Source organism: Microcoleus sp. Pol10D4, assembly GCF_036701555.1.
Taxonomy (GTDB): Bacteria; Cyanobacteriota; Cyanobacteriia; order Cyanobacteriales; family Microcoleaceae; genus Microcoleus.
Window position 1 is genome coordinate 65714 of the sequence record NZ_JAUBRA010000003.1, and the last position, 22930, is coordinate 88643.

The 22930-nt window shown below is 44.9% G+C and carries 22 protein-coding genes; 7 read left to right on the plus strand and 15 right to left on the minus strand.

Features of this window, described 5'->3' with window-relative positions:
• Positions 1–16: 16 nt before the first annotated feature.
• From QUA36_RS02700 to QUA36_RS02725, 6 genes are all read right to left on the minus strand, one after another.
• Positions 17–712, minus strand: a complete 696-nt coding sequence (locus QUA36_RS02700) for a DUF3226 domain-containing protein (RefSeq protein ID WP_333372583.1) — start codon at positions 710–712, stop codon at positions 17–19.
• Positions 712–1821: an AAA family ATPase gene (locus QUA36_RS02705; protein ID WP_333164602.1), complete on the minus strand. Its 1110-nt coding sequence runs from the start codon at positions 1819–1821 to the stop codon at positions 712–714. The genes QUA36_RS02700 and QUA36_RS02705 overlap by 1 nt, the downstream gene beginning before the upstream one ends.
• 45 nt (positions 1822–1866) lie before the next feature.
• Positions 1867–5688 (minus strand): cobaltochelatase subunit CobN, encoded by a 3822-nt coding sequence (gene cobN / locus QUA36_RS02710; protein ID WP_333455405.1) that lies wholly within the window; start codon positions 5686–5688, stop codon positions 1867–1869.
• A 190-nt stretch (positions 5689–5878) separates the two neighbouring features.
• On the minus strand, positions 5879–6739 hold the full coding sequence (locus QUA36_RS02715) for an EamA family transporter (RefSeq protein WP_333164606.1): 861 nt from the start codon (positions 6737–6739) through the stop codon (positions 5879–5881).
• On the minus strand, positions 6736–7473 hold the full coding sequence (locus tag QUA36_RS02720; protein ID WP_333164609.1) for an ABC transporter ATP-binding protein: 738 nt from the start codon (positions 7471–7473) through the stop codon (positions 6736–6738). The genes QUA36_RS02715 and QUA36_RS02720 overlap by 4 nt, the downstream gene beginning before the upstream one ends.
• Before the next feature lie 171 nt (positions 7474–7644).
• Positions 7645–8457 (minus strand): ABC transporter ATP-binding protein, encoded by an 813-nt coding sequence (locus QUA36_RS02725; RefSeq protein ID WP_333164612.1) that lies wholly within the window; start codon positions 8455–8457, stop codon positions 7645–7647.
• Between the two features lie 318 nt (positions 8458–8775).
• On the opposite strand from QUA36_RS02725, the gene QUA36_RS02730 reads away from it, so the two are divergent.
• Both QUA36_RS02730 and QUA36_RS02735 read left to right on the plus strand, forming a co-directional pair.
• Entirely contained in the window at positions 8776–9642 is an 867-nt protein-coding gene (locus tag QUA36_RS02730; RefSeq protein WP_333455407.1) for a HEAT repeat domain-containing protein, read from the plus strand.
• 18 nt (positions 9643–9660) lie between these two features.
• The gene (locus QUA36_RS02735) at positions 9661–9798 is read left to right on the plus strand and encodes a hypothetical protein (protein WP_333455572.1); all 138 of its coding nucleotides are present in this window, start codon (positions 9661–9663) and stop codon (positions 9796–9798) included.
• A 351-nt stretch (positions 9799–10149) separates the two neighbouring features.
• On the opposite strand, the gene QUA36_RS02740 is transcribed toward QUA36_RS02735, so the two are convergent.
• A complete protein-coding gene (locus QUA36_RS02740) occupies positions 10150–10899 on the minus strand; it encodes an abortive infection family protein (RefSeq protein ID WP_333455410.1) in 750 nt (249 codons plus the stop codon).
• A gap of 292 nt (positions 10900–11191) precedes the next feature.
• Between QUA36_RS02740 and QUA36_RS02745 the strand changes: the two genes are divergently transcribed.
• Together QUA36_RS02745 and QUA36_RS02750 are read left to right on the plus strand one after the other, a co-directional pair.
• Complete coding sequence (locus QUA36_RS02745) at positions 11192–11965, plus strand: Uma2 family endonuclease (RefSeq protein WP_333455411.1); 774 nt, start codon at positions 11192–11194, stop codon at positions 11963–11965.
• A gap of 65 nt (positions 11966–12030) precedes the next feature.
• Positions 12031–13899: a tetratricopeptide repeat protein gene (locus QUA36_RS02750; RefSeq protein WP_333168227.1), complete on the plus strand. Its 1869-nt coding sequence runs from the start codon at positions 12031–12033 to the stop codon at positions 13897–13899.
• A 204-nt stretch (positions 13900–14103) separates the two neighbouring features.
• On the opposite strand, the gene QUA36_RS02755 is transcribed toward QUA36_RS02750, so the two are convergent.
• On the minus strand, positions 14104–14730 hold the full coding sequence (locus tag QUA36_RS02755) for a L,D-transpeptidase (protein ID WP_333373102.1): 627 nt from the start codon (positions 14728–14730) through the stop codon (positions 14104–14106).
• A 667-nt stretch (positions 14731–15397) separates the two neighbouring features.
• Here QUA36_RS02755 and QUA36_RS02760 point away from each other — a divergent pair.
• Both QUA36_RS02760 and QUA36_RS02765 read left to right on the plus strand, forming a co-directional pair.
• On the plus strand, positions 15398–15898 hold the full coding sequence (locus QUA36_RS02760) for an autotransporter (protein ID WP_333455413.1): 501 nt from the start codon (positions 15398–15400) through the stop codon (positions 15896–15898).
• Between the two features lie 355 nt (positions 15899–16253).
• Positions 16254–17600, plus strand: coding sequence for a sorbosone dehydrogenase family protein (locus QUA36_RS02765; protein ID WP_333455415.1), 1347 nt, complete (start codon positions 16254–16256; stop codon positions 17598–17600).
• Positions 17601–17665: 65 nt separating this feature from the next.
• On the opposite strand, the gene QUA36_RS02770 is transcribed toward QUA36_RS02765, so the two are convergent.
• The 6 genes from QUA36_RS02770 to QUA36_RS02795 all read right to left on the minus strand — a co-directional run bounded on the left by QUA36_RS02770 (position 17666) and on the right by QUA36_RS02795 (position 21501).
• Positions 17666–18121, minus strand: a complete 456-nt coding sequence (locus QUA36_RS02770; protein ID WP_333454062.1) for a DUF6575 domain-containing protein — start codon at positions 18119–18121, stop codon at positions 17666–17668.
• A gap of 11 nt (positions 18122–18132) precedes the next feature.
• Positions 18133–18564 carry a hypothetical protein gene (locus QUA36_RS02775; protein WP_333455417.1) on the minus strand — a complete coding sequence of 144 codons (432 nt, stop codon included), beginning with the start codon at positions 18562–18564 and terminating at the stop codon, positions 18133–18135.
• A 174-nt stretch (positions 18565–18738) separates the two neighbouring features.
• Complete coding sequence (locus tag QUA36_RS02780; RefSeq protein WP_333455419.1) at positions 18739–19305, minus strand: DUF924 family protein; 567 nt, start codon at positions 19303–19305, stop codon at positions 18739–18741.
• 143 nt (positions 19306–19448) lie between these two features.
• Positions 19449–19892, minus strand: coding sequence for a peptidoglycan-binding domain-containing protein (locus QUA36_RS02785; RefSeq protein ID WP_333344282.1), 444 nt, complete (start codon positions 19890–19892; stop codon positions 19449–19451).
• Positions 19893–20022: 130 nt separating this feature from the next.
• Entirely contained in the window at positions 20023–20661 is a 639-nt protein-coding gene (locus tag QUA36_RS02790) for a ThiF family adenylyltransferase (RefSeq protein ID WP_333455421.1), read from the minus strand.
• A gap of 12 nt (positions 20662–20673) precedes the next feature.
• The gene (locus QUA36_RS02795) at positions 20674–21501 is read right to left on the minus strand and encodes a hypothetical protein (protein WP_333455423.1); all 828 of its coding nucleotides are present in this window, start codon (positions 21499–21501) and stop codon (positions 20674–20676) included.
• A 153-nt stretch (positions 21502–21654) separates the two neighbouring features.
• Here QUA36_RS02795 and QUA36_RS02800 point away from each other — a divergent pair, with 153 nt between their 5' ends.
• Entirely contained in the window at positions 21655–22047 is a 393-nt protein-coding gene (locus QUA36_RS02800; protein WP_333233171.1) for a DUF4189 domain-containing protein, read from the plus strand.
• Between the two features lie 143 nt (positions 22048–22190).
• On the opposite strand, the gene QUA36_RS02805 is transcribed toward QUA36_RS02800, so the two are convergent.
• Positions 22191–22532, minus strand: a complete 342-nt coding sequence (locus QUA36_RS02805) for a hypothetical protein (RefSeq protein ID WP_015174354.1) — start codon at positions 22530–22532, stop codon at positions 22191–22193.
• Positions 22533–22930 lie beyond the last annotated feature (398 nt).

Here is a 22930-nt window from a genome sequence, read left to right on the forward strand (position 1 = left end):
TACTAGATATTACTCATTATTCGGCGGATCGAGCAATTAGCTCAAACAGATGTTTTAACCATTCAATAAAAATTAAGGCGATCGGGCCATCGCAGCTAAGCACCTGCGCTGTTATTGCTTGTCCCATCGGCATTGCAGGCGTTTTCTGCCATGCCAGCCAAGTGTGGATTAGCGCTTTGGGATGATGAATTAAAGTGTAGCGGTTAAGTCCGGCTTGTTCGAGCTCTTGTAAAATTGCTTCGGCTTTCGGATGCAGGGTGTCGCCAGGGGGGATGAGATAGGCGACAAAATCTTCTAACATTCCAGGAAGTTGATTGTTTGGCATCAACCAAACTCCGACGCGAGGCAAGTATGGATCTGAAGGTGTGCAAACCCAGCCTTCGGGAGGGGGAGATTGGGGGATGTCTCGATAGCCGATCGAACTCAGTTTATCTTTAAGAGATTGCCACCGCCCACTTAAATTGCGATCGGCATCTACCACAATTCCCAAGGTGCGTAAATTCTCTGCTTTCAATCTTTCTGGCAAGCCATTTAGCAGCGCTTCAACTCCTTCTGTACTTCCTTCTCTACCTTCTTCTTGCGGTACTTCGACGGAAAATGTTTCTGGCAGTTGATATTGCTGGCACAAAGCCCAGATTACGTGTCGGTCATTCTTACCTTCTACCAATAACTGTTGAGGTTTTGGTTGAGGAGGTTTTCGTGCTTTTGGCATTAGCGCACCTCGATACTTTGGCGCACTGCAACGGACAATTCATCGGGAGTGTATTCAACTGCACGAATATCATCACCGCGCCGACTCAAGCGAAATAATTTGCCAACAGAACTATCTTCTGACTGTTCTAAGGCTTCTTGAAATGCGGCTATACAATCCCAACTGTGGGTAGTTGCAAAGACTTGAACGTTCAATCGCTGTGCTGTTTCAAATATCAATCGCCACATATCAGTTTGGGTTTGATAGTAAAGACCTGTATCAATTTCATCGACTAGCAAAAAACCATTTTCTGATGATACGGCTGCCATTGCTATATTAATAATTCGTCGCATACCATCTCCCATACTGCCTAGAGGAACTGGGTGAGGCTGGCCCCGAAGTTTAAGCAAAATACCACTATTATAAGTCTGGCGACTCGTGAAACTAATCCGTTCCACATCAGGCTCCAGAATTTGCAATGCTTCTACTACACTTTGTTCTTTCGGTGTGAGTGTTATTCTATCCCACAGTACAGACAGTTGCGCAAAGCTTTTATTAGTGGTTGTTAGAAAATAATTTTGATTGCTGCTCCCTATAGGAAAAACTAACTTAGATGTGTTGCCCAACCGCAAGTAACGCGAATCGCCTATAGTTCCATCAGTACGGATAGGAATTGTTATTTTGGTATACTGTCCGTATGAAACAACTAGCTCACCGAATAAATCTCCACCTGCAACTAAATCCTCTAATCCAGGAAGTGCAAGTTGCTGGGGAATAGGATCAGGCTCAATTTTTAATGAGAGCGGATGCTCTTTTGTAGAGCGGATATGAATAGCCCCATCGAAGTTATTAAGTTGATGACCGTAAAAAATATGTAAAATCTGATAATGATGCTGAGAAACGACTTCGCCATTTCTTTGTCTAGAAGGCTCGACTGTTAGTTCACCTCTGCTTTTTAGCACCTCAAGTAGAAACTGAATGTTTCCTTCATTAACTAATAAATAAATGGCTTCCAAAAAAGTAGTTTTACCGCTATTGTTCTGACCGACTATCAGATTAACCCTAGCTAGCTCGTCGATATGAAAATCTTTAAAACAGCGATAATTTTGGATGGTGAGATCGCGCAACATGGATTCCTCGGATATTAACTATATTGTATCATTTCTCCGTTCAGACTAGAAACCAGTATGAGATTCAATGACTGCTTCGGCTTGCAGGGCGATCGACCTCAATTTATCCAATGTATCCTGGTTCGCACTCTGCCATAACCCCCGCTGACGAGCTTCTAGCAATCTTTCCGCCATATCTCGCAATGCCCAAGGATTGTTTTCTTGAATAAATGTCTGCACTTTCTCATCAAAAATGTAAGCCTCTGCGATTCCTTCATACATAAAATCCTCTACACAATTTGCCGTAGCATCGTAAGCAAACAAAAAATCAACAGTTGCTGCAATTTCAAACGCGCCTTTATAACCGTGTCGCATCGCACCTTCTATCCATTTGGGATTCACAGCCCTGCTGCGGTAAACCCGCGCCATTTCTTCTCGCAGTTGTCGCACTTTCGGATTCTCAGGAATCGAGTTGTCTCCGAAATAGGTTTCAGGATTTTTGCCTTGCAAATTGCGAATGGCGGCCGTCATTCCCCCTTGGAATTGATAATAATCGTCGGAGTCGAGGATGTCGTGTTCGCGGTTGTCTTGGTTTTGCAAAACTATTTGCATTTGGCCGAGGCGTTGTTCAAATGCTTCGGGTGCAGAACACCCCCATTCACTCTGTTTAACTCCTGCTACATCTCCCGGCAAATTTGAGGAACTAGAGGAGGTATAGGCGTAACTGCTCCAATTAATGTAAGCTTTTGCTAAATCGCTGTCGTCTGTCCAGTTTTGAGCTTCAATTATGCCTTGAAGTCCTGCGCCGTAAGCACCGGGTTTTGAGCCAAAGACTCGAAATTGCGATCGCCCTTGCGCCTCTTCCTGACTCAAACCTGTAGATTCCCAATACTGAATCTCTGCTTGAACTTGTGCCGCTAAAGGATTATTTTCTGCCGATTCGTCTAAATCTGCCACCGCTTTTACCGCACTGTCAAACAAATCAATTAAATTAAAAAAAGCATCGCGAAAAAAGCCAGAAATTCGCAAAGTAACATCAACACGCGGCCGCCCCAAAACAGAAACTGGCAAGATTTCAAAATCTACAACCCGGCGAGAAGGGCCATCCCAAACTGGTTGAACTCCTATCAGTGCCAAGGCTTCGGCGATGTCGTCTCCCCCCGTCCGCATGGTGGATGTTCCCCACACTGACAAACCCAAAGTTTTCGGATATTCGCCATTTTCTTGGGTGTATCTTTCGATTAAATTTTCAGCAGCAACTCTGCCAACTCTCCAGGCGGTTTCTGTGGGAATGGCGCGGATATCTACTGAGTAAAAATTGCGACCGGTGGGCAATACATCTGGTCGGCCGCGAGTGGGCGCGCCGGAGGCACCGCTTGGTATGTGCCGCCCATCTAGCCCGCGCAAAAGGTTGGTAATTTCTTGGTTTGTTTGGAGGAGTGAAGGTAAAAGATAGTTATTTATCCAGTGTAATTCTTGTTGGGTTGCTTCTCCTCTTTGGATATTTTTAACCGCCGATGAAAGCGGATTAACGCGGATGTTTTCGATTAAATTATCTACTAATTCAGCGGCTTTTTCTTCGAGTTCTGCTGTTAAATCGCCTGCTGTGCGGTGCTGAATTATCGACGTTGGATCGCAGGTTAAGGGGTCGAAATCGTAGCCTGAGTCTTCTGCTAGGGCGCGGGTTAAGCCCGATCGCCCGTTGGTGGGATGGCGGGCGATCGCAATTATCAAATCTCTCAACTGTCTACCTTCGGGACACTGACCGAAAATGTGCAATCCGTCCCGGATTTGGGATTCTTTGAGTTCGCAAAGATAGCCGTCTGTGCGGGTGATAAATTCTGTAAATTCCGATTTATTTAGTTGTATTCCTAAGTCTTTATCTAAGTTTTCTTTGTTGGTGAGGGCGAGAATGCGATCGCGAATCATGGGCAATCTGGACGGATCTAAACTTTGGGCTTCGCAATACTCATCAATTAAGGTTTCCAACTGCTGCAAAGGCCCGTAGAGTTCGGCGCGAGTCATCGGCGGTGTCAGGTGGTCGATTATCACAGCTTGCGATCGTCTTTTTGCTTGCGAACCTTCTCCCGGATCGTTGACAATGAAGGGATAAAAATTCGGCATCGCGCCTAATGCCACTTCTGGATAACATTTGTTAGACAATGCTATACTTTTACCGGGAAGCCATTCTAAATTGCCGTGTTTTCCGGCATGAATTATAGCGTCAATTCCCAACTTTTCGCGCAACCAATAATAGTAAGCTAGATAATTGTGAGTGGGTTCTAAGTCTGGGGCGTGATAATTTAATGCGGGGTCAATTTCATATCCCCGCGACGGTTGAATTCCTACAAACACATTCCCAAACTGAATCCCCGGAATCGGAAAAGACCTATTGTTACTTATTAAATCTTGTGCATAGCTTCCCGGAAGCCCCCATCTTTTACAAATTCCCTCTTGCACTTCCTGGGGCAAACTCGCAAAATATTCTTCATATTCTGCCAAATCCAAAGATTGATGAACAGGCCGCAATTCGCGTCCTTCCGGGTCATTTGTTACCCCCGAAGTTAACAGTTCAATTAACTCGTTGCCGCTAGCGGGGATGTTTTCAATGTGATAGCCAGCTTGCTGCATAGCTTTGAGGATTTCGACACAGCTAGCGGGCGTATCTAAGCCGACGCCGTTGGCTAAGCGGGCGTTGCGAGTGGGGTAATTTGCCAGAATTATGGCGATGCGTCTGTTGGCGGCTGGGGTTTGTTTCATTTTCACCCAATTCGCGGTTAAATCTCCTACAAATTGAATGCGATCGCCCGCTGCTACATAGCCTACTACATCTGTTTCTAATTCGCTGTTCCAAGTCTGTACCGCTTTAAAAGAAACAGCCCTAGTAATGATTTTTCCGTCTACTTCCGGCAATGCTACATTCATCGCCACATCGCGGGGCGAAAGTCCCTGTAATTCAGTTTCCCACTGTTCCAAACCGCCACCGCTGAAGATTGCTTGCAATACAGGGACATCTAAGGATTTTAAACTATTTTGTTCCGGTTCTTGGCTGCTAAAACCGGAGACTGCAAAACTTGTAGTGTTGAGCAATAATTGAATTGGTTCTGATTCTTTGGGTTGAAAATATTCCAGCAATTCTATTTGCAAATCTGGTTCCCGCAGAGAAGACACAAAGACGGGAACAGGGACTAAGTTTCGCTCTGCTAGAGCTTGACAAAGTGCATCAATTGGTGCTAAGTTTCCTGATAAGTAATGAGCGCGATAAAATAAAATCCCGACTTTAGATTGAGAAGTAATGCCCCCGTGTCCGCAAGTTGGGGACGATTCAATTTGTTTTTTCCAATCATAAATTCCGACGCGGGAAACTGTTTGAGGTAGGGGCGGATTATAAGCAGTTTTTAGGCAAGTATCGGCGGCAAATTTTAGTGCGTTAACAAAGTTTTGGACTCCACCTTCTGTGAAATAGCGCCAAAGTTGATTGACTGCTGACAGCGATACATTGGAATGGCTGATTAAATCGGGGTCGGGACTGTCTTCTCCCGGCATTACAATCAGTGATGCGTTAGTTTTCTGCACAGTTTCCCGCAGAATTTCTAACCCGTAAGACCAATAAGAACGCCCTCCTAAAAGTCTTAAGATTATGACCTCTGCGCTTTCTAAAACTTCCTCGGCATAAGTATCAATTGTTAGTTGTTGCTGCAACTGAAGCAGGTTTACTGCACGCACTTTGGGAAATTTGGCCGGCATTTTGGAGGCGGCGGCTGTGAGAGTTTGAATGTCGGTGTCAGCAGCACTAATAAATACTATTGGTGCTGGGGTTTGCTGAATAAAAATTACTCCTTCTGCTTGAGGGTTCCAACCTCCGGGTGTGGCGGCTATTTTGTGCATTAATTTTTTTATCTTAATAAATAGTGAGAGAAAGTGCGATCGCCTTTACTATAACATGACTTATACATAAATAAAGGCTAGGGCGTGTTTGCCAACCCGGACATTCCCGCCCAACCGAGAGAGGGGGACACGGGGGAACCGCCCCTACATTCGGGGGGAGAATGAGCGTCAAAGTCCCGGAAATATCAACCTATAAACTGATAAATAAAACTCCCAAAATCATTATTCCCGCCCCTAATAATCTTTCTTGAATATCTTTTTCCTTAAAAATGAAATGACCGAACAATACACCCATTAACACGCTAGTACGCTTAATCGCGATCACTTGCACTACCAAAGTTAATGTCAAAGCTTGCATTTGAAAAAGCACTGCAATAGCATTGAAAGACCCCATAGCAGCTAGCATGGGTAATTGTTTGAGAATTTTTTCTCCTGAATTTGGGGTTTTGTACAATAAAACTGGTAGTAGCAAAACAGTGATTGTACCAAACAAAGAGAATACCCAAAAAATAGGGGATGAATTTGTAACTCCTATTTTGTCAAAATTGGAGGCAATACTCCATAGTAATGCGACGATTAACATCAATTTGGGCCCCGGCTTCTCCAGCAGTGCTTTAAATGGGGCTAAATATCCTTTATGTTTCTCTTTTATATTTAATAAATAAGAGCCTGCTACGATTAGTAAAATGCCAATATAGTCAAAAAGTTTTGGATATTCACCGACAATTAACGGTGAAGTTACCAACATGAATAATGGTGTCAAAGCTACCAGCGGTAGTGTCAGGGATAAATCTGATACTTTGATGGCTTTGATGTAGAGGAGGGATGTGACAGCGTTGATGCTACCTCCGATTAATAGAGCGAGCCAAAATTGAGAGTTTAATGGCGGAATTCCTGTATAAAATACCCAGGGAATCAAAAAGATGACTGAAAAAAATGAGAGAGACCAAGCTACAACATATTCGTCACTTTTTTTGAGGTTTTGTTTGCCAAAAACGTCTTTGACGGCTTCAAAGAAAGCGGTCAAGATTCCAAAAATTAACCAAGTCAACCTAAATATGCGCTCCTGACTCGCTCGTCGTTTAGCAAATCCGTTCCAATACCTGTGAGGGTAATATTACCAGCTTCTAGTACGTAACCCCGATCGGCAATTTGCAGTGCTAAACTGGCGTTTTGTTCGACTAAAAGGATTGTAACGCCTGTGGAGCGGAGGTTTTGAATAATTGCAAAAATTTCTTTGACGATCGCAGGTGCTAAGCCTAAACTAGGCTCGTCTAATAATAGCAGCTTCGGGCGACTCATCAGAGCGCGGGCGATCGCCAGCATTTGCTGTTCCCCGCCGCTGAGAGTTCCTGCTAGCTGGCGGCGCCTTTCTGCTAGGCGCGGAAATATCTCAAATTGGCGCTCTAAATCGGCTTTTACGGCCACCGAGTCCGATCGAATATAGGCTCCCAATTCCAAGTTAGTCAACACCGTTTGCTGCGCCAAAACCCGCCGCCCTTCTGGACTGTGGGCGATTCCCAATTTTACAACTTCGTGAGCTTGGCGGCGGCTAATATCGCGCCCGCTATAAATAATTTGTCCTTGTCGCAAATTAACTATTTTAGAAATAGCTCTCAATGTGGTACTTTTGCCCGCACCGTTGGCGCCGATGAGACTTACAACCTCGCCTGCATTAATCATGAGATTAATATTTTGTATGGCTTGAATTCCACCATAATTTACAGAAACATTTTTGAGTTCTAAGAGGATGTTTGGGGTGGTGTTGGATGCGCTGTCGTGCATTTTATGTGGTTTGATTGTTGACAACAAAACTGTCTCTTTTTCCGCAGTCTGCCAGGGGTTTCAACCCTTGACTCCTAGCTGAACTTTTCTTAAGAGGACTGGAAGATTAATGTAAGGCCAACTATTGATTTTACTCGTTTCCCGCCCCAGCCTGGTAAACATTTAGATTCTCTACGTTTCATCTCCCAAATAAGCCTCAATTACCGCCGGGTCATTCCTCACAAAAGCAGGTTCTCCCAAAGCAATAAGCTGACCAAAATGCAAGACAGCAATTCGATCGCACAACCCCATAACTAGCGGTACATGATGCTCGATCAATATTACAGTTAAATTGAATTGTTGGCGTACTTCTCGGATAAATTCGCTTAATTTGTGCTTTTCACTGGGATTCATCCCTGCCGCAGGTTCATCTAACAAGAGTATTTGCGGTTCTAAGGCTAAAGCGCGGGCAATTTCTAAGCGCCTCTGGTCGCCGTAGGGCAAGTTTTTGGCTTGTTCGCCCGCGCGATCGCCCAATCCGACTAAATCCAACAATTCTAAGGCTTTTCGCTGGGTTTTGCGTTCCATTGCGTTAGATGCTGGCAAGCCGAAAACCCCCGCCAGCACCGATAAAACTGGATTTCCCGATCGACTGTGGATGTGTCGGGCGATCGCCACATTTTCCACAGCAGAAAGTTCCCCAAACAACCGGATATTTTGAAAAGTTCTGGCAATACCTTTATTGGCAATCTGATAAGGCTTCAATTGGGAAATATTTTCATTTTGATAAATCAGGTTGCCACTAGAAGCAGGTATCAGTCCAGTCATGAGATTAAATAGAGTTGTCTTGCCCGCACCATTAGGGCCAATCAATCCAAAAATTTCGTGTTTTTCAACTGTAAAAGATACGTTGTTTACAGCAATTAAACCACCAAAACGACGAGTTAATCCTTTGGCTGCTAAAACAGGAGTGCTTGTTGAGAGGGTAAGGGGTTCGGAAATCATAAACACATCATCGAACGAATATAAGAGATCTATAGCAATCCTCGCACCATTTGTGAATTTCTTACTCCCGCTCGATCGGGTTCGGGGAGGGTTAGGGTGGAGTAAAAAAATTACGCTCCTACAAGGATTGCTATAATTATGCCTTAGACTGCCGAATGTTCTTAAAGTGGCGCTTTTTAAGCAGTATTTAGGGCGATCGATTTCACCACGGACAAGCACAAATTTAGAGCGCCCAGAGTCCTGAAACAGTTTGATGAGAATGTATACACAATTATTCAAATGGCTGAGACGGCTCATCAAACACAAGGATTCTAGCCCATGACGAAGCACTACCGACAAAGATTAGCTGCCGTAATTACTCTTTCGTTTCTATCTTTCACATCGTCTTTGCTTTTGACTCGCAATGCTGCGGCTGGAATTAAGGAGGAACCCACAGCTAATCCCAAACAGATTGCCTCCCTCACCGAGAAGTTAAAGAGTAACGATGAAACGGCACTTGATCCAGCTATTAAGCTGTTACGAAAAATAGGTGAACCAGCCATCCCTGATTGGATGGAAGCTTTGCAGGATCAGAATTTGTCAGTCGGCCAGAGTGCTGCTGAGGTTCTAAGACAAATCGGTCTTCCTGCTATTCCTGCCTTTGTCAAAACCTTGAAAGACTCAGATGTGCCGGTTGGTGCAGAAGCTAAAATTGCTGTGCCGCAGCTAATTCTCTTGCTGAAAGACTCCGATGCAACTGTGCGTAGCCGTGCTGACTATGCTTTGGGAAGGATGGGTGCAGAAGCTAAAACTGCTGTGCCACACCTAATTCTCTTGCTGAAAGACTCCGATGCAACTGTGCGTAGCCGTGCAGCCAATGCTTTGGGAAGTATCGGTGCAGAAGCTAAAATTGCACTGCCGCAGCTAATTCTCTTGCTGAAAGACTCCGATGCAAAGGTGCGTAGCCGTGCAGACTATGCTTTGGCAAGGATGCGTGCAGAAGTTAAAACTGCTGTGCCGCAGCTAATTCCCCTGCTTCAAGACTCAGATGTAACTGTGCGTAGTAGTGCAGCCAATGCTTTGGGAAGTATCGGTGCAGAAGCTAAAACTGGACTGCCACAGCTAATTCTCTTGCTGAAAGACTCCAATCCCAATGTGCGTAGTAGTACAGCCTCTGCTTTGAATAAAATCCGTGCAAAAGCTTAAACTGCACTGCCGCAGCTAATTCTTTTGCTGAAAGACTCCAATCCAAATGTGCGTAGTAGTGCAGCCTCTGCTTTGAATAAAATCCGTGCAGAAGCTAAAACTGTTGTGCCGCAGCTAGTGGCTGTTGACAAGGTGGAATTTAGAGTTAAATACTGATAGAATTGGCGCTGATTATAGCAATATGTATATTAGCCAACCCGACCCGGATCTTTGCAAACAAATCTGTGCGTTTGATGAACAAAGTTAGGCTTTTACTTTCGTGAGGCAGGGAGTGGAGGGCGATCGAGCTCGGTATTATTTCAAGAATGGCGTGCCTTCAGCAACTCCCAGAGAAGGTCGGAATTCTAGTATTAGACCGAGGTGGTAACAGAAAGAGGGAAACGAGATGTTTTTAACGTTTCCCTTTGCAAGGTCAGCATTTCAACGGTCTAAAGTTCTGGTTGAGTGACTGCAACTAGCCTTTGTAATCTTACCAGTCGCTTTCCCCAGTCCGTTCCAATCGCCTTGTTAGGTCGCTTTCGACAATCGCTCCTCCCAAGTTGCGACCAAAAAAGCTGCCATTGAACCCGCCAAGTTGACAGCAAGTGCAGCGTGTCGAGGAGAAGGTTTAATAGCATTTTTCCCTTTACCATGAGCATCACTAAGCTTATTACGTAAAGTACCAAGTCCTTGAATCACTCTCTGGCAACCACCAAGAATTTGTTTAAAAACCTCTTCTTGATGTTGTTCAGGAGCCAGATTAAGTTGCTTAGCAGTTTCATAATATAGTTTAGGCAAATCATCTTTATCACTATGAGTAATGCCTGCTTCATCCAAAATGTGTTTACAAACCGATTCGATTAATGTACGCGCCATAGTAATCGCTGCTTCCGGATCTTGATTTCGGCGTTCAAGAGCTTTTTGCCAAGCAATATGAACCTGTTCTGTACCGAAATTGATAAGAATGGCGGAAATATCATCATCTGCTGGTTGAGCCACAATAATATTTTGCTCTAGAGACGCAATCAATGAACCAAATTCTTCCCATATAAACATCCTTCGTTCTTGGTAGGTAACGAACTTTGCTTTAATAAAACCCCAGAATTTTGAGAGTTCGTCGCAATTTCTAACAAATTGAGGAAGGCGCTCTCTGATTGCGCTATCTCTCAATAACTCTAAACGGAGTTTACTGTATTCCCGATCACTGTGTTCGCCACCTGTCGCACAAGCAATAAATATATCTTGGAGTTGGCGTACTGTATCTAAGCGTGTCATCATCGTTTCTAAAAGCTGAATTCTAACCTCAACATTCTAACCTTTACTAACTCAATTTGTCCAATCAACTATCTAGCTTAATATCGTATAGCTTTATTTTCATCTTTTTTGTGATGCCTCACTAACTACAACTATTAAACATGGTGTTCCCAAAGATCGTTATTTAGCAAAAATTTTCGGTACCAAGAATACCGACTTTCTGCCATAACAAAGCACATCGCGCTATAATATTACAATAATATTACAATTACCGTACCGCTTCAATCTCCTCAAGCCGTCTCGCCTGGGTAATCTTATGACGATGTACGAACCGGATTCGCAGCCTTCGCAAACAAAAGTTCTCCCTACGATGTATGATTTACCCAGTGAAGACCCGGAGGAAACCGGTTTGCCTGACGAATTCCACGAGTTTCAACCTGAACTGCTGCGTCTAACCTGCCGCCCCGCCAACCATCCACCCGAACAAATATTTATAGGGACAGACATCAATCTCTACTACGATTCTCACCATTTCAATTGGTACAAAAGACCTGATTGGTTTGTCGTCTTGGGGGTTCCGAGATTCTATCGAGGTGACGAATTGCGCCTCAGCTACGTGATGTGGCAAGAAAATGTCAGTCCTCTGGTAGTAGTGGAACTGCTGTCACCTGGAACTGAAGATGAGGATTTAGAAATTACAGAAGAAGCACGAAATAAACCGCCTACTAAGTGGCGAGTTTACGAAGAGATTTTGCAGATTCCTTACTACTTTGTTTTCAGTCGGTACAACAATCAACTGAGAGTATTTCGTTTGATTGGCAATCGTTACCGCGAACAAGTTTTAACCGAACCCAGATTCTGGATACCGGAATTAGAATTAGGTATAGGTTTGTGGGAAGGTTGTTATCAATGTTGTTCGAGGTTGTGGCTGCGTTGGTACGATGTCCGTGGCGATTGGGTTCTGACTCCAGAGGAGTTTCAAAGACAGCGAGCTGAATTAGAAAGTCAGCGAGCTGAATCACAAAGAGAGCGAGCAAATCGATTAGCCGATCGACTGCGAGCAATGGGCATTAATCCAGATGAGCTGTAAAATTAAGTAGCAGCGCGAAATACTGTCTGCGGTGTCAATAAAAACTTATTAACTAAAAATAACTTATGCCAGACTCTACCTCACTGCGCGATCGCTACCTAGCACTAATCGACAAAATTGTCGAAATCACCCTCAAAGGTCAAATTCGCTCCAAAGAACAAGTTTATCAAATGCTGGTGCAAGACATTAGTACCGGTACTGGCGAAATCTTTGAACGCTGTTTCGGCGAACGCCTTGATGCCTCCGAAAATCAACTCAGAAATGAAAAAGACGAAATCAAACAAGCAAAGGCAAATCGCACCCTCCGAGCTCTCAAAACCATCCAAGGAGAATGGGAACGCTGGCAGAAAGATAACCGCGTCGATCGCGAAATTGCATCCTCAATCCAACAAATCGTTACGGCAGAATCTAACGCCCGCCTTCTGGCATTATTGCAAGTAATCGATCCGAATAAAGAACATCCGCTGACTCTCGCTCAATTGCAACAATTGGCAAAATCCCTACACCAACAAATGCTGCAAACTGCCAATCCCGAAACCGAACAAGATTTGCAGCAAATCACCGCCGGCATCGCTAAAGGTTTAGAATCTTGGCAGCGTTTGGAACCGGAACTTGTGGGCTGGATTTATCAGCCGCAGCAGCTAGGATTTGCTGGTAGTCCCGAACAAAATGGGCCTTGGGCTTTTTGGGCCAAAAAAGTTAATAGTCCCTTTCCCCAGGCTCTTTTGAATACTATAGCGCTCGGTGAATCTATAGTTCAATTCGCAGCCCAGCAATCAAATTTAGATTTAGGCATATTGGTGGAAGTTGCGATTATTTTGCAGTGCTTGCAGCGGGCGTTGGCGACATGGTTTGACAAGCAAGTTTACGATTCCAAAGTGTCAACCAAAGCTTCAATTTCTACTTACATTACTTTTGCGGTCATTTGGAGTCAGCTAGCTAGTGGGTTTAATAATTCTACCAAGAGCGGCGAGCAGTTGGCAAATGCTTGTTTTCAAGTAACTTTGCAAATTTTGCGCGCTTTTTCTCAGCGAGAATACTTTCCGCTTTACGGGGGAATTTTTGCTTCATTTGATGGTAAAGCTCTGCGGCATACTTTGGATTATTTAGACGAACCGCTGCGGCGAGTTGAAGGCACTCAAGCGAAAGCTCGGATTCTGACGCTTTTGGGTTATTCGATGCAGGCGGCTGGGGCTTACGAGCGATCGCTCTTGCTGCACAAACAAGCACTGGAAATTGCCCGTACCGAAGGAGACAAAGCTTGCGAAGTTGCCAATCTCAATCACATCAGCCGCAACTATGTTGCTCAAAAAAATTATCAGGAAGCGATTAATTACAGCCAGCGGGCTTTAATTATGGCACGACAAACGGGAGAGCGACAAGGCGAGGCAAATGCTCTGGCTAATTTGGGTTACAGTGAAGTGTTTCAAGCGCGGCAGTTGGAGGAGGTGGAACCGGAGGTTTACGAGAGTGCGATCGGCTATTTAGAACAAGGTTTGTTGCTATCGGAAAAATTGGGCGATCGCCAAAGTCAAGCTTTTTGTTCCAGCAGTCTCGGTATTGCTAAAATCGCCCTGGAAAATGCTGAAGGCGCGATCGAATATTTGCTCAAAGGTTGGCAAGCGGCTCAATTCTCAGGGGATTTATATTTGCAAGGTCTGAATTTGGCTTACTTGGCTCAAGCTTATTACAGAATCAACTCACTAGAAAAAGCGATATTTGCAGGCAGTTTGGGGATGTATACTTTGGAGCAAATTGGTGCGATGGAGTGGCGTCAATCGGCTGGTTTGTTGACAATTTTGCGGGGTCAAATGGGGGCGGAATCTTTTAAACAATCTTTGGCTAAAAGTCGAGCGAATATCATTCCTGCGATCGGTGTTGATGGGTACGATTACATCCCGGAGTTGCTGGAAAAATATCAGCAATCTATTTAACTCTTTGTGGAACAGGCATCTTGCCTGTTGCTGAGAGGGGTGCAAAATGTAAGTTTTAACTCACCCAATAGCTGCATTATCAATAAGTCTTTCATGGGCGGGCAGGATACCCAACCCCTACTCCCCACAACCAAATTTAAGTTTTTGTGGAACAGGCAATATGCCTGTTCCGGAATATTTTTATGCACCCCAACCTCCAAATAATTAATGCTCAACTATCACCGGTGTGCCAACTGCGACTTTCTCAAATAAAGCCTGTGCGTCTTTATCAAACATTCTGACGCAGCCGTGAGAAGCCGCCCCCCCAATCGACTCTGGATTCGGAGTACCATGAAAACCAATCACATTCTTGCCATCCGTCCAAAACCCCATCCACCTACTCCCTAAAGGATTATCGGGCCCAGCAGGAATAAGTTCTCCTGTCCAAGGATTTTGCCAAACTGGATCTTTGATCATTTGCATAACTTTAAAATTGCCTGTAGGAGTTTCCCAGCCGCCTTTTCCAACAGCAACCGGGAAACTGGTTTGCACCTTATTTTGTCGGTAAACATAGACGCGGCGTTCTCGCAATTTGAGCACTAAATGCACTTCCTCAATAGGATTTACCGCAGGCTTTTGTTCCTGGGGAATATAAAGAAATGGTTCTCCCAAGGGCGGCAGTTCTGGGGTCTCGATATTCGGCAATTGTGTCTCGGATGTGGGCCGCTGCGCTGCGAGTTCGCTATTACTTGAAGTAGCGGCTGCCACTGGCTGCTGTAGGGCGACCGACAGCGCGGCTGCACTCAAGCTCAGCACAACTAGCTTATTAAATAAAAATTTGCTGTTCACCATTTTTTGTTCGCTAAACTCCTAACCAGCAGTTCCTACAAAGTTTTTATCTAATTATCCGCCAACCGCACCTGTCACAAAATTTTGAGATGGGTTTTTGACGGCAACTACGCTGCACAGTTTTTAGGTAAAATTTCACCACTGATAACTTGTAACTCAACACAAAGCTTAGGCAATAATACTAAAACCACAGGGTTTTTATAAGAGGCTCAGTGGAATTACGCAATAGAAGGTCGTGAGAAAACCCGGTTTATGCGTAAATATTCCAAGAACATGATTAAATTCTACCTCCAACTAATTTGATTTTTTAGCCATGACCGACTGGCGATTAAGTATTCAAACTATGGCGCTGCTGTATCCGGCAAGCACAATCTGTCTTTGGGTAGAGTTACCCCCAGCAACAGTTAGGTTGGCGGAAAAAAACTGCTAAGGTCGATCGAATAAACTAAATATATCACGTCAACACTCTAGAGATGCAAACCGCTGAACTTGTTGTAAATCGGGAACTTATGATGTAAACTTTAGTCTTTCAATACTTGTTCGATAATCTTTTTTTGAGATTGTCATAAATTTCCTACTCTGGGGATTAAACTGGATTAGGTATAGAGGTTGGGACTTTCGTGCAGCGGAAGCAAACCCGACCCTGAATAGCAGTTAATGTGAGGTTTCAATGCGTCTTCAGAACATCAAATTATTGACAGGTGCAACACTGTCGGTGGTAATTTCGGCGGTCTCAGTACATCCTGCGATGGCTAACCCTGCAACTCAAATAGCCCAAACGCAGACCACCACAACAGCAAACACTAGAACCATTACCGGTTTTGTCAAAAGTATTGTCGGCGATGTAGTAACAATTCGCGAAGAAAACGCGCCGTACAGGACTCTCAGGATTCAAAGATGCGTCCTGAGAATTATTGGCCTGGTACCGGGAATGAAAGTCAGAGCCACCGTCGCCGGCTCTCAGATACAAAATATCGCCGTGATCCCCGATTATAAGGTGGTAGCCACAACGGTTGCTCGTCCCGCAACCCCAGCACCGGCACCGCGTCCGGCTCCAGAACCGCCACCGCGTCCGGCTCCTCGTCCGGCTCCGGCTCCGGCTCCGATTCCGGCTCCCCGTCCAATTCCGGCTCCCCGTCCGGCTCCGGCTCCTGTGAGAGGACTTTGGTAGAGCTAGGTTATACCATTTTCGATTTTTGATTTTTGATTTTCGATGGGAATGACCAAAAGCAATGTGGTCACCAGCCGCGTGATTCATTCGGGGAGCGAGAAAAAAGCTCGAATCCAAATCGCCAGCCCCCGGATTTATCAGTGGGGTCGCTTTCTTCAATCTAAAATCTAAAATCTGAAATCTAAAATCGATTGACTGATGAAGCTCAAGGTTTGGAGTACGGGCCTACACTTGCATTCTTTTGTTGCAACTGGTATGAGTTAGCGCAATTAAGTCACCGCGTGCGCGGTGGCTTCGCTGTTTAATAGCAGTTAGAATAATAGAATTGTCCAGCAATTATTGAGAAATCGCTGCTATGTATTACCTGCGTTTCTTGCTGCTAATTCTGCTGTTGCCGATGATTGCGTGCGATCGAGCTACAGATGCGATCGCCCCTGCTGTGGGCGACAACGGCCCCGTGTCCCAAATTCCCTCCCGTGCACCCCTGACAAATGTTGGGACAAATCAAATTATACCGACCAAACCGCTTTCGCCGCAGCCCATCCGCATTGTTGCAACTTCTTTGCCGCAGCCAGGAGCCAGCGAAAGCGCCTCAAAACCTCCTCAAGTAATACCGATTCCCGCATCGCCAGTGCTGCGAGTGCCTCCTGGCTTTGTCGTCAACGTTTTTGCTGACAATTTAGACGCTCCCCGATGGCTGGCTTTGACCCCGACAGGCGATGTTTTGGTAACAGAAACCCGGCAGAATCGGATTACGCTGTTGCGAGATGCCAACGGCGACGGGGTTGCTGAGGTTCGCAAGACTTTTGCCAGTGCCCAAAACGGGTTAAATATTCCCTTTGGTATGGCTTTTGCCGATCGCTATTTTTTCCTCGGAAATACCGATGAAGTTCGACGATTTCCCTACACAAAAGGGCAGGAACAATTGACCGGTACTGGTCAAAAAATTGCCGATTTACCGGGCGGTGGCTACAACCAACACTGGACGCGAAATGTTGTCGTTTCCCCCGACAAGAGCAAGCTTTTCGTCTCAGTTGGATCGCAGTCTAATGCCGATGTCGAACCGCTGCCGAGGGCGTCTGTTCAAGTGATGAATTTGGACGGCAAGAACCAGCAAATTTTTGCTTCGGGTTTGCGAAATCCGGTGGGATTGGATTTTCACCCAAAAACCAATCAACTCTACACGACAGTCAACGAACGCGACGGTTTGGGAGATGATTTGGTGCCGGATTACTTGACAAGAATTCGTCAAGGCGAGTTTTACGGCTGGCCTTACACTTATTTTAAGCCGAATTTGCTCGACCCGCGCCACGCTAGAAATGGCAATAGCGATCGACCTGATTTAGCGGCTAAAACATTAATGCCGGACGTGCTGTTTCAGGCGCACTCGGCGGCTTTGGGGCTTCAGTTTTACGACGGCAAAACGTTTCCCAAAAGATTCCTAAATGGGGCGTTTGTGGCGTTTCGCGGCAGTTGGAATCGCAACGCTGGAACTGGTTATAAAATCGTGTTTGTACCTTTTAATGCGGCGAACGGACGCCCTCAAGGTTATTATGAGGATTTTCTGACTGGTTTTCTCACAGATCCGTCGGGCCCGAAAACTTGGGGGCGGCCGGTTGGTTTGCTGGTTTTACCTGACGGGAGTTTGCTATTTACTGAGGAAGCGAACAACCGGATTTATCGGGTGCAGTATCGCGGCTGAGGATTGGGCGATCTATTCGATACCGACTTTTTCAAGAAGTCGGGCATCTGGTTTTTTAGTCAGATTCAAACCTTGCTAAGTTGAGATTCGCCGGAAATTTTTTGAAAAATTAATAACCTATCTTCTTCCGCAGTTTCGCGATTTAAATCAGACAGTTCGTAATAGGAATCTGTTTCTGGCAAGTAGATTGCCGGTAAATTTTCAGGCAGGATTAAATAAGTATTTTTCACCTGTAAATCATTGTCTATATCTAATGAATATAGAAATCCGTCAACAGGATTTACAATTAACTCGTGCAATGAAACTTGTCCCTCTATGTAAAGCTTGAGAGTTAGTTGTGCAACTCTGAAAACCAACCAGCGATTGTACAAATTATCTACATCGCACCAAGAATAAAGATAGCTATCGCCGTATTCATTCTCAAAAAGCGATAGCAGGGGGCCGTCGAAATACTCTAAAGTGACTATGCTTCTGAGAGTTAGAGGAAACTTACTTAGTTTAAATCCTATTAATTGTTCCATTTTTTTGTACCTTACAATAAACAAGATGTTATTACAAATTTTGCTGCTAAATCAGCAGTAGCAAATTCATGTAGGCTCAAGTGACCGTTATCATCTATTTTGGAGACAACTCCATCTGTCTTGTCGATCGATCCTGCTGCTATGTGAGTCCCCAGAGAATCGCGCAGTTTTTTTCTTTTTTTTGTTAGTTTTAAATAACGTTTTTCGGCATTTTCCCTGGTATCAAATAATGATAGCGCATAACCTTGACATCTGGTTGCTTCAGTTGCTGGTTGTAAGTTGCGCTGCGGAGTTATTATCAGCACTGGTTTAAAGTTATTAATAGATCGTTCATCATTGGGTTCAAATACAAATCTAAAAGCCAGCATTTCTTTAGGTTCATAGTCCTGTGGCGGGCATAGAGTTGAAAGCTTATCTATATATTCTTGGTGTTTGAAACACATATTGATAATTTTAGTAGCCGATTTGATTGGAAATTTTAAATGTTAGCCGAAAAGCGCTATTTTTTATATCAATTGTAATCCCTGCTTTTTGCTGTAAAATTAGTGGGTATTCCTCTTAACTATAGTATTTTTAAGTCTGTACAGCAAATAACCTAAAAATGTGGCGATCGCGCTTTAAAATCCCGAACCGGGTTGTCTCAGAAACTCTGCTTCTTCCGGGGTTGTTTCGCGTCCGAGAATTTGATTGCGGTGGGGAAATCTCCCAAAACGCTGGATTATTTCTAAATGCTGCATCGCGTATTCAATGAATGAATCGCTGTCAGGTTCGCCGCTGAGTTGGCGAAATAGTTCCACGGATTTTTGCTGGTTTTCTAAGTTTTCGCTGTGTTGAAAAGGGAGATAAACAAATAATTTTTGTACAGTTAGCAATTCGCGATCGAAGTTATGATTAACAGCATATTCGGCGGTGGCTAAAGCTTTGTTGTCTGTGGCGAATGCTTGGGGCGTTCCGCGAAACATATTACGCGGAAATTGATCTAACAGTAGAATTAATGCTAGGAAGTTGTCGGGGGAATCGTGCCATGAGTCGAGTTTACCGGAGGCGGCTAGTTCGTATTGTGGCAGAAAGCGCGATCGCACTTCTGCATCAAAATCCGCATTTTTTTCAAACCATTTCTTGTGGACTTTGCCAAACTCAGGAGAGTGCGATCGACCGAACCAAAAATCTAAAACTTCATTCATTAGCAATCTAGTATGCGATTGATTGTTGATTAAAGCTTCTGTGTCTGTAGTTGCACAAAATGCGCTATCTGTCCAACTACAAACCGCAGCGATTAATGATTAGCAATGATGACTTAGGAACCTTTGCTGTCGGGTGCTTAAATTTACGAATTAGCAAACAGTCTGTCCCAAGTTTTGCCTCCCACAACTCCGTCTACAGGAATATGAGATTGCCGCTGAAATTTCTTCACTGCTGTGAGAGTTGTCGGCCCGAACACGCCATCAATTGCGATCGGGTGTGGGGACAAGCCCCGCGCGTTCAACAACTTTTGCAGTTTCTTCACATCTGCCCCTCTCGATCCGTGTTTTAAAATCCTTTTGTGGTGTCTGACTTCGGGTTCGTGGCAATCATTAGTGGGGCAAATTGTGCTGCCCGCTGTATAGTTTGCTGCATTGGCGCCAGTCAAAACTAATAAGCCCAGAACTGCTACTAAATAATAAAAAGTCGGCTGCGAAGGCTTAGGCTTAGGCGGAGGCGGAGGCGGGGGAGGGGGCGGTTTTGGCTTGCATTCTAGTGAAATAGTACCAGTACAAACTTGTTCGGACATACTTTCCCTGTTAATTTTCTCAAGCGTTTTTTGCAAGTTTGACGATTGTTAGAGGGTGAGAAACCGGGTTTATAGGATGGGGGCATCCAATCTGGATTGACCAGGTTTCTGGCAACAGTCAACCGACATTCTACAATATAAGTGGCTTTACTGCAAAATCTCCGATCGTGCAAGTTAAATTTTGTTGCTGTTTGGTAGCAGCAAAGGTAACAATTACTTCGCAGGCAACTGCAACCGTCAGCATTACCAAGTTTCGCGCCAGCGGGTAATCGCAAACGTCATCATTCGCCGCTGAAGGAACCCGATAGTCTTGGTTCCAAATTATTTCGGAGTAATCGGCAGCTAATCCGACGTGCACGCAGGGAAGGGAGGCACTCGCACAGTAATCCTTGACTGCTTGTCGCCCGACACTGTTATCAAAAGTATCGATGACTGTGGCGCTATTGGCCAGCAGCCGATCGGCATTTGCGGGTGTCAATTCTTTTGAGTGCGCCTCAATGCTGACTCCCAAAGCGCGGTAGAGGTTGTTGGCGAGAATTTTGGCTTTGAATGCGCCGATGTCCGATCGATAATAGGGTTGAGTGGAAAGGTTGCGTTCCTCGATGCGATCGCGATCGATGACTTTTAACTGACAAAAGCCCGATCGCGCCAGACTTTCTGTAATATTCGCACCCAAAGCGCCCGCGCCACACACCGTTACCGGGAAATTTTTGATCAGCGACATCACTGCGGCACTTCTGTAAAGTTGTTCGTGAAAAAATATACTCATGGTAATCAAGAATTAGCGATTTTCGACGACTCCAACCAATGAATGCAAGTCGAAGTCTTTGTCCAATCCGCTGAGACAAATCCCCGCACTCATAACTGTCAAGTCATTTTTGGCGATCGCAGAAGTGTGATGTTCTCCGGTTCCGCTAGTCCATTCAACCAGCCAATAATTTTCGCGATCAAAAAAATCCCGCAATTCACCGCCGCCCATTTTCAACGCTCGCTGCAAGCGCTTTTCTTCCCGCACTTTTGGATATAAATCTTTAATATTTCGGGACACCAATTCGTAAACAGTTCGCATTTCCGGTGTCATCCCTTTAAAACGAACTTCTTGAGGGAAAATCAACTTTTTTAAAGCTGCTTTTAACTCCTCAGAGGGCAGTGGATCGGCGCGCCTGTCAATCTCTTCAAACCACAAACAATGACCATCCCAGCGCGCAACAATCGGCTCAAACTGCGAACCTTCTGTTACTAAATGCACTGGTACGGGTTTCGCAACACCCGTGCGCTGTTTAGCATCCGATTCGTTAACAGGATAAGCCAGCCACGTTTGCCCTTGCAGCAGGCAAACCAAGTGCAAGCGAACGGGGAGGAGGAGTTGCAAATACTCTGCCACTTGCGGCAAACTCGGCTCCTCAATTACCGCAGCAATTTTCTCATTTACTGGCGCAAAAATAGCCCATCCTTCAAAGTTGCGTGGCTGCGGTTGAAAAGTATAAACCATTGAGCTAACCCTTGTCCGCACGCTCCCCCCGGGTAGGCAAGGAGCCAGGAATTGCGTATCGAGTAAGTGCCCTTCTTTGGCCGCAAGTTGGCTGAGGATTTTGCGAATATCTGCCACTGAATTGACCTCCTTCATCTTACTTTTTGTTACCGAAGAAACTCTTAGTTTAAGAAAATATAAAGATTACTCAACACTATTGACAGGAATTAATTTCCTAATCTAATATTGAGCGAACCTCGCAACTTAACCTTGTAAATATCTTAAGTAAATATGCTGCAAAAGCTTTTTTCTAAGTGGGTTGTAGTCACAGCTTTGACACTTCCTCTTTTTGGCTCAGTCCAGGTAGCTAAAGCTCAGGATACCTATGGAGCTACTGCTTATTCTCCGACTTCTGACGCCACTGGTATTAGCTGGGATCATGCTACGGAGAAAGAAGCACTAAACGCAGCAGTAGCCGTCTGCAATGAACAAAGCGGAGGTGCGAACGACTGCGAACCCCTGACATCTAATAGTAATAATTGTGGAGCGATCGCAGTAGGCAAAGGAGGAGCTGGTGCGGGCTGGGGCGACGATCAAGCCGCAGCAGAAGCTCAAGCTCTTGCAGGTTGCAGCGAACTAGATGGCGGTAACTGTAAAGTGCAGCTTTCAGCTTGCAACAACTAATTAAACTGATAAAAATCGGTGGAACAGGTGTATATGTTGGCTGCTAAAACAGCTTAAAAAATAGTAAATGTATGGTGTGCAATGCACACCATACCAAATACAACTCAGCTAAAATTAGGGTACGCAATGCACACCCTACGCAGTTAATCTCCTACTTCGGAAGTAACTGCATCAGGTGGCAGCAAACTTTCTAATCTATCTTTAGACCAGTATTCAGTAGGGTAAGCAAGTGCAATAATATCAGAGAGTCGAATCAGCCACGTAACTTGTCCGTAAGCATCGATATTTTCCGCCTGTTCGTTAGGAGGAACTATCACCAAAAGTTCTGCAAACTCCCCGAACAAATTAATCGGGATGCCGCCGAAACTGCTATTATTTGTTTTAATCCAAACTTTACTGCCTCGATCGAGAGCTTCTTGGAGTCGCTGGCAGAGCAAACTGGATTTTTTGACCTGGGATTTTTTGGCTTTCGACTTTTTTCCCATAGTTTTAAGAAGTTAAAGTAGTTGTATTGTGGGTTGCACAGTGAGTTGCACAGTTCGTTAGACAGTGGGTTGCACAGTGGGTTGAGATTTAGCGTGATCCTCTTCGTTGGCGTAGCCCCCGTAGGGGCGGGCTTTCCTTCGGATCGCTTCGCTAACGCTAACGCGGTTTGGTATTGAAACGGACAAAACGAAAAAGGGCGATCGCCCCGTCGCTACCCCATTACTCTAGTCTATAAGAAAGTGCTGTACTGCGATCGTAATAACAATTTAATCGCAAAATCGGGAAATAACACCAGTTCAATAAAAATCTGACTCTCGCCAAGCTTCAAACCCTTAATTCATCAGTGATTCCCAATCTAAAATTTAAAATCTAAAATCTAAAATGGTATCACCTGCGG